Origin of the sequence: Mesorhizobium sp. M1A.F.Ca.IN.020.06.1.1, from assembly GCF_004023265.1 — a bacterium.
Lineage (GTDB): Bacteria > Pseudomonadota > Alphaproteobacteria > Rhizobiales > Rhizobiaceae > Mesorhizobium.
In genome coordinates this window covers 1-4,171 of record NZ_RZSR01000531.1, presented here as the reverse complement: position 1 = coordinate 4,171, position 4,171 = coordinate 1, and the positions used below count along the sequence as shown (strand labels likewise).

General features: G+C 63.8%; 6 protein-coding genes. 5 read left to right on the top strand and 1 reads right to left on the bottom strand.

What is annotated here, in order from left to right:
- The coding region (locus tag EOA60_RS21560) for a DUF465 domain-containing protein (protein ID WP_128311840.1) at nt 1-128 on the top strand (128 nt) is incomplete at its 5' end.
- A gap of 24 nt (nt 129-152) precedes the next feature.
- On the opposite strand, the gene EOA60_RS21555 is transcribed toward EOA60_RS21560, so the two are convergent.
- On the bottom strand, nt 153-953 hold the full coding sequence (locus EOA60_RS21555) for an IclR family transcriptional regulator (RefSeq protein ID WP_095824056.1): 801 nt from the start codon (nt 951-953) through the stop codon (nt 153-155).
- Nucleotides 954-1,115: 162 nt separating this feature from the next.
- On the opposite strand from EOA60_RS21555, the gene EOA60_RS21550 reads away from it, so the two are divergent.
- From EOA60_RS21550 to EOA60_RS21535, 4 genes are all read left to right on the top strand, one after another.
- Nucleotides 1,116-1,946: a transporter substrate-binding domain-containing protein gene (locus tag EOA60_RS21550; protein WP_197504271.1), complete on the top strand. Its 831-nt coding sequence runs from the start codon at nt 1,116-1,118 to the stop codon at nt 1,944-1,946.
- 123 nt (nt 1,947-2,069) lie between these two features.
- Nucleotides 2,070-2,735 (top strand): amino acid ABC transporter permease, encoded by a 666-nt coding sequence (locus tag EOA60_RS21545; RefSeq protein WP_067319366.1) that lies wholly within the window; start codon nt 2,070-2,072, stop codon nt 2,733-2,735.
- Complete coding sequence (locus EOA60_RS21540; RefSeq protein WP_067001941.1) at nt 2,735-3,385, top strand: amino acid ABC transporter permease; 651 nt, start codon at nt 2,735-2,737, stop codon at nt 3,383-3,385. Before EOA60_RS21545 ends, EOA60_RS21540 begins: the two co-directional genes overlap by 1 nt.
- Before the next feature lie 4 nt (nt 3,386-3,389).
- Nucleotides 3,390-4,171: amino acid ABC transporter ATP-binding protein (locus tag EOA60_RS21535; protein ID WP_164899450.1), on the top strand; the 782-nt coding region annotated here is incomplete at its 3' end.

The window sequence follows — 4,171 nt, the reverse complement described above, 5'->3', positions numbered from 1 at the left end:
CCATCAATGCGATGATCGCCATGGGTTGCGACCCGCTGCAGATCCAGCGCATGAAGAAGAAGAAGCTGATGCTGAAGGACCGGCTGATGGCGCTGGAAGACCGCATCATCCCCGACATCATCGCCTGACCGGCAGCTTCCTTCGCTCGACGGCTAGGGGATCGAAAGCCGCGCGGCGCGGTCACGCAGCAGCGCGACCAGCTCGCCTGTCCGATCTTCCGACGTGTCGATCGGAACCACCAGGCACATCGTCGCCTCGATCTTCCCGGGCGCTGAAAAGACCGGCGCCGCCAAGCATTTGGTATAGGCGTCGACAAGGCCCGACGTCACGCAATAGCCGGTGACGCGGGCTTTTGCGATGTCGTCGATGAAGTCGTCGAGCTCGATCTTGCGGCCATCCGGCAGCACGAGGTCGTCCTGGGAGATCATCGCCTCGATCCGGCTGCGTTCCAGGCCGGCGAGCAGCAGCCGGCCCGACGCGGTCCAAGGCAGCGGGATCTGCAGGCCGGTGGCCGAGCTGATGCGGAACGGCCTGGTGCCCGGGCTCGAATGGACGATCGTGTAGCGGCCGCTCTGCAGCATGCACAGCTCCGAGGTCTCGCCGGTCTCGCGCGACAGCGTGTCGACCTCCTGCCGTCCGCGCCTGAGGAGGTCGTTGCCGCGCATATAGGCCATTCCGTAGAGGTAAAGCTTCTTGCCGAAATAGACGCGGTTGCCGTCGCCGGCCATCTCCAGGAGACCGGCACCGACCAGCTCGCGAACGAGCGTGTAAGTCGTCGAGCGGGGGGCGTTGAGCCCCTTGGCCAGCTCGCCGATGCCGATCGCGCGCTGCGTGGCATGCAGGAACTCCAGAATGTGCAGCGCGCGGTTGAGACCCTTCTCGCGAGAGTTCGCGGGCCTCTCCTCGTCCGAACCTGCGGCCTGCCACTCGGTCAGCGCTTCGCCATCTTGCATTGTCGATTCCCGGTGTTAGTATCTGTCTTGTACAGGATACATACGTCTCTTGTAAGAGACAATCGTATATCGATTGCTGACGCGTGTATTCATGGGGAACACACACCAAAGGAGGTCGCCGTGAACGACACATCCGGAAGACGTGATTTTCTGAAATTGGGAATGGCCGGACTTGCCACCGCCGGCGCGCTCACCGCGGTCAGCGCCGAGAAGGCCGCCGCGCAAGCCGCGTCCGATAGCGTGCTGCGGACCGCGCTCGATCGCGGCAAGCTGATCGTCGGCACCGGCAGCACCAACGCGCCGTGGCATTTCGAGAACGATGCCGGCGAGCTGGTCGGCATGGACATCACTATGGGGCGCATCCTCGCCAAGGGCCTTTTCGATGACCCGACCAAGGTCGAATTCGTCATGCAGGATCCGGCGCAGCGCATTCCGAACGTGACCACCAACAAGGTCGACATCACCATCCAGTTCATGACCATGACGGCGCAGCGCTCGCAGCTGATCCACTTCTCGCGCCCCTACTATGTCGAAGGCGTCGCGCTGCTGACGCTGCCCGGCTCCGAGAACAAGACTTTCGACAAGCTGCTGGCGAACGGCTCGGCCACGCGCATCTCGATCCTGCAGAATGTCGATGCCGAAAACTCGGTGCACTTTGCCCTGCCGCAGGCGCAAGTGATGCAGATCGACACCCAGGCCAACGTGCTGCAGGCGCTGGAATCCAAGCGCGTCGACGCCGCCGCGGTCGACCTCTCCACCGTGCGCTGGCTCGCCTCGCGCAACCCGGACAAATATTTCGACGCCGGCAAGAGCTGGTATTCGATGCTTTACGGCGCGGCCATCAGGCAGGGCGACCTCGACTGGCTGACCTACGTCAACCAGACCTTCACCATCGCCATGTTCGGCCACGAGACGGCACTCTACGACGCTGCCTTCAAGGAATATTTCGGCCAGGAACCGCCGCCGCGCCATCCGGGCTTCCCGGTCATCTGACGAGGCCTGTCTGACTTTAGCCGGCGGAGGGCCGCAGCAAGCGCCCTTCCGCCTGTTCTCCTCGACACGGGCTCCTGCAGTGGCGAATTCTGGATCGTCACCACAGGCCATTGAGACGGACGCATGGGCTATACGCTCAATTTCAACCTGATCTGGCGCCACTTCGACAAGCTGTGGGGCGGACTGCTGCTCAGCCTCGAGCTTGCCGTGATTTCGATCGCCATCGGCATTGTCATCGGACTGGTACTGGCCGTCTGGTATGTCTCGGCCGGGCGTGTCGTGCGCGGCATTATCGCCTCTTACGTCGAATTCATCCGCAACGTGCCGCTGATCCTGCTGGTCTATCTGGTGTTCTACGGTCTGCCGACCGTCATCGACCTGGCCTACAGCGCGCAGACGTCCTTCGTCGCCACGCTTGCCGTCTACAGCGGCGCCTATCTCGTCGAAGTGTTCCGATCCGGCCTCGAAGCCGTGCCGCGCGGCCAGATCGATGCCGGCAAGGCGATCGGCCTTACGCCATGGCAGCGGCTTGTCCATGTGCGGCTGCCGACGATGATGCGCATCACCCTGCCGGCGCTTTCCAACACCTTCATCTCGCTGTTCAAGGACACGTCTGTCGCTTCCGTCATCTCCGTGCCCGAACTGACCTACGGCGCGCAGTGGATCAACTTCAACACCTTCCGCATCGTCGAGGTCTATCTGGTGGTGACGGCGATGTATCTGGTGACGGGTTACGCCCTGCTCTTCGCGCTCCGGCTGGTCGAGCGCTGGTATAGGACGGCGCGCTGATGCTTGGCCAGATCGCTTACGCCCTTCCGTTCCTCGCCGAAGGCTTCGCGCTGACGCTTTGGGTATCGCTGCTCGTCGTGGTGCTGTCGCTGATCGCCGGCGTTGTCCTCGGCGTTGGCCTCGTCTACGGGCCCGCACCCTTGCGCTGGGCGGTGCGGATCTTCAGCGACACCGTCCGCGGCATCCCGATCCTGGTGCTGATCTTCTTCGTCTATTACGGCCTGCCGGCCGTCGGCGTGCATCTCCAGTCCTTCTGGGCGGCGGTGCTGGCGTTGACCTTGTTCAAGACCGCGCAGGTCGTCGAATATCTGCGCGGAGCCGTCGCCTCGATCCCGAAAGGCCAGTCGGAAGCGGCGATGGCGATTGGCCTGACCTTTCGCCAGCGCCTTACCTACGTGATTTTCCCGCAGGCCTTCCGCCGCTTCCTGCCGCCTTGGATCAACGGCGTCACCGACGCGGTCAAGGGCAGCGCGCTGGTCTCGCTGCTCGGCATCACCGATCTGATGCAGGCCATCAACCAGGTCATTGGCCGCACCTATGAGGCGATGCCGCTCTATATCCTCGGCGCCCTTCTCTATTTCGGCGTCAACTACGCGCTTTCGCTTGCCAGCCGACGGCTGGAGCAGCGCTTTGCCTTCATCCGGGAATAGCACGATGGCCACCACTTCCGATAACAGCCCTGCGCTTCTCGATATCGCCGAGGTCTCGAAATCCTTTGGCTCGGTCGAGGTACTGCGCTCGGTCAGCCTCAAGGTGGCGAAGGGCGAGGTGGTCGCCATCATCGGACCGTCCGGCAGCGGCAAGACCACGCTGCTGCGCTGCGTCAACTTCCTCGAAAGCTACGACAGCGGCTCGATCCGCATCGACGGCAAGGAGGTCGGTTTTCGCGACGGCGGTGCGCGCCAGCGCCGCAGCGAGCGCGACTTGGCCGCCATGCGCGCCGAGACGGGCATGGTGTTCCAGGGCTTCAACCTGTTCCCGCATCTGACGGCGGCCGGCAACATCATGCTCGGCCTCACCAAGGTACGCGGCAAGAGCAGCGCCGAGGCGCGCTCGATCGCCGAGCACTGGTTGGGTCGTGTCGGTCTCGCCCACAAGGCCGACAGCCTGCCCGCCGAGCTTTCCGGCGGCCAGCAGCAGCGTGTCGGCATCGCCCGCGCCGTCGCCATGGAGCCGAAGATCCTGCTGCTCGACGAGATCACCTCGGCCCTCGATCCGGAACTCGTCGGCGAGGTTCTGGCCGTGGTGAAAAGCCTCGCTGAGGACGGCATGACCATGGTGATGGTGACGCATGAGATGGCTTTCGCCCGCGACGCCTCAAGCCGCATCGTCTTCATGGCCGACGGCGGCGTCAGTGCCGTCGGGCCGCCGAAGGAGGTGCTTGCCGCGGAGACCACGAACGAGCGCCTGCGGACTTTTTTGGCGCGCTTCCGTGC